1 protein-coding gene and 1 pseudogene are annotated in these 2,919 nt (G+C 68.0%); both read right to left on the bottom strand.

From position 1 onward, the window contains the following. Window positions 1–170, bottom strand: a pseudogene (locus tag DBR23_RS31225) (FAD-dependent monooxygenase); the annotation flags it as partial. Between the two features lie 45 nt (window positions 171–215). Further along, on the bottom strand, window positions 216–2,919 hold a 2,704-nt coding region (locus DBR23_RS19815), incomplete at its 5' end, for an exodeoxyribonuclease V subunit beta (RefSeq protein ID WP_233250597.1).

The raw sequence follows: 2,919 nt of genomic DNA, 5'->3' as shown, positions 1-2,919 counted from the left end.
ACCGAAGGCATGGCATCAAACACGTGCACGACCACCCCCGCCTGGGCCAACACTTCTGCGGCCATGAGACCCGCCGGACCACCGCCGATGACGGCCACGTCGCACTGCAAAGCCTCCGCAGACTGGGCAAGTACAGGGGATGTATCGGAAGGAGGAAGGGGGTGGGACACGTAAGGGCCTTGCTGAATAAAGAAGCGCGTTGCGGGGGCGGCATGTCAGAACAGAGAGCCTTGCGGAGAATCCGCAGGGCCTGGCGCGGTGGGCGCGCGCTCTGGTTGTGCTGGGGCAACCGGCGCAATGGGGGCAACGGGCGGGCGAGTATGCCCCACCACAAGGGCCTGGGCCGCCGATGCCCCTGTTGAGCCCTGCGCATCGCCCACCATTACCAACCGCCCATCGCCCGTGAGAAAGGCCGCATGCACCACCTCGCCCGGCATCAGGGCCTGTACCGCTTCGCGGTAACGCTGCAACTGGGCCACCAGTGCCTGCTGGCGCTGGGGTTGGGTGGCGCTTTTGTAATCCAGCACCCACCAGCCGGCCTCTGCATCGCCGGCGTGTGCGGCGCGGCGCTGCACCAAGCGGTCGATGCGCAGGCTCTGCCCCTGGTAGTGCAGCGGGGCTTCGTTGATGGCGGTCTGCACCAGAGCAGCGTCCCACGCCCAGGCCCCCTCGCCCGCCAGAATGGCCTGCGCCATGCGGGCGGCCAACTCGGCGGCAGCGGGGGCAATGTCGTGGTCCAGAGCCAGGCGGGCAATGCGCGCGGCAGCCCAACCCTGGACGCGCAAGTCGGCCAGTGGGGCACCAGCCACGCCGGCTTGCTCCAGCAGCTGGTGCATGGCATCGCCCTGGCGCGACAAGGGGGTGGACTCTCCGTCGCCCGGCATGGCCACAGGGCTGTCGCCCGGCAATCCCGCATCGGTTTGTACGCGCGCGCTTTGCAGCGCCTCGGGCAGCACGGGCAGGCAGGGGATGGTGAAGGTCTGCGCGGGCGCTACGACCGCCACGGCATGTTCTGCGGGGGCCAACGCCTGCGTGTCCACTTCAGTGACCAAGGAAGCGAGCCGATTCCACCAACTGCCGGGGGCTGAGTTACCGGGCTGCACGGACGACAGGGCCAGGCAATGCTTGGCACGCGTCATGGCCACGTAGAGCATGTTCAGTTCCTCGCGGCTGCGGGCCTGCTGCTCGGCGGCGAGCGCATCCACTGCGCTGGGTGGCGGGTTCGATTCGCTGGCCAAAAAGACGAAGGCAGACGGCACGGCCTGCTCGCCAGGCCAGTCCACCAGCACGCCCATGGTCTCGGCCTTTTGTGGACGGGTGTCGGTATCGAGCAGCAGCACGCAATCGGCCTCCAGCCCCTTGGCACCGTGCACCGTCAGCAAGCGGATGGCCTGCGCATCCGCCCGGCCTGGGGCGCGCACACCGCCCTTTTTCATGGCCCGCACAAAGGCATAGGGCGTGAGGTAGCGCCCCCCGTCGTGCTGCAGCGATGCCGCCAGCAGTGCGCGCAGATTGGCCTGCACGGACTGGCGCTGGGTGACAGGTGCTGCGGCAGCAAAGCGGGCCAGCACGTCACCGTGTTCGTAAATGGTGTGCAGCGCGTCGTGGGGCGGCAAAGTGCCCACCCACCTCTGATATTGGGCCAAAACGGCTCCAAGCGCTTGATATTCATGCGCTATCAGCTCACTTTTCAATAGCAAATCAAACCAGCTACAGCCCGCGTGTTCCGGCTGGCGGCGCAACAACGCCAGCGCGACCAGCGCGTCGTCGCCCAGGCCAAACAGGGGTGACTTGAGCGCGCGGGCCAAAGACAGGTCGTGTGTGGGCGATACCAGCACGTCGAGCAGCGCCACCATGTCCTGCACCTCGGGCGCGTCAAACAGGTCGGCTTTTTCGGGCTGCACACAGGGCAGGTGCAGGGCGCGCAGGGCGTCTTGCATGCTGGCCAGGCGGTCGCGCTTGCGGGCCAGCACCAGCACTTCTTTGGGCGGCGTGCCGCTGGCGATCTGCGCGGCCACCCAGGCGGCGGCCTGGGTGCATTCGCGCATGCGCTGGGTTTCTTCGGCCTCGTGCCGGGGTTCGGTCAGGCTATCGCGCCAGGCCAGGGCGTCGCGGCCTGCGCCTTGGCTGTCGCCGTCCGCATCGGTGATGGCGGGCAGGCGCAGCAACTGGCCGGGATGCTTGGATTCTGTGGTGTGGTCGCGGAATCCGCTGGTCTCGTGCAGCGCCTGGGCCTCACCCATCACGGCGTTGACGGCACCGATCACGCCCTGCGCGTTGCGGCGTGTGTGGTCGCAGCTCAGCAAATCGCCGCCCAGCCCATCACGCACAAAGGCCTGCGCGGCGATGAACACCTGCGGCTCGGCGCGGCGAAAGCGGTAGATGCTCTGCTTGGGGTCGCCCACGATGAACACGCTGGGCGCGGCAGACCCGCCGCCCGAGCCCGCATAGCCTGACAGCCACGCGTGCAGCGCCTGCCACTGCAGCGGGTTGGTGTCCTGGAACTCATCGACCAGCAGGTGGCGAATGCGGGCATCGAGCCGCTCCTGCACCCAGCCGCTGAGCACCGGGTCGGCCAGCATGACCAGGGCGGTGCGCTCCACATCGTTCATATCCACCCAGCCGTGCTGCTGCTTGACGGCCACAAACTGCGCGATGAGGCAACGCGCCAGCCGGGCCATGCGCTGCTGGTGCTGCCAGGCCTCGTGCTGGCGGCGTGCGGTGAGCAGGCGCTGCAGCTCGGGCTCGGCTTCTTGCGCGGCGGGGAACTTCTCGAGGTTCTTGGACAGGCGGTCTTCCTTGGCCACGAACATCGCACGGCGCAATTGGTCCAGGCGCTGGTTCAGGTCGGTGCAGCCCAGCGCGTCGATGATGGCGTCAGCCGCCTTTTGGGGGGTCTTGTTGGCCTCTGCGCCCAGC

This window comes from Acidovorax sp. HMWF018, assembly GCF_003061035.1.
Lineage (GTDB): Bacteria > Pseudomonadota > Gammaproteobacteria > Burkholderiales > Burkholderiaceae_C > Acidovorax > Acidovorax delafieldii.
Note: the sequence above shows the minus strand (reverse complement) of the source record. Positions and strands in the feature narration are given on the sequence as shown.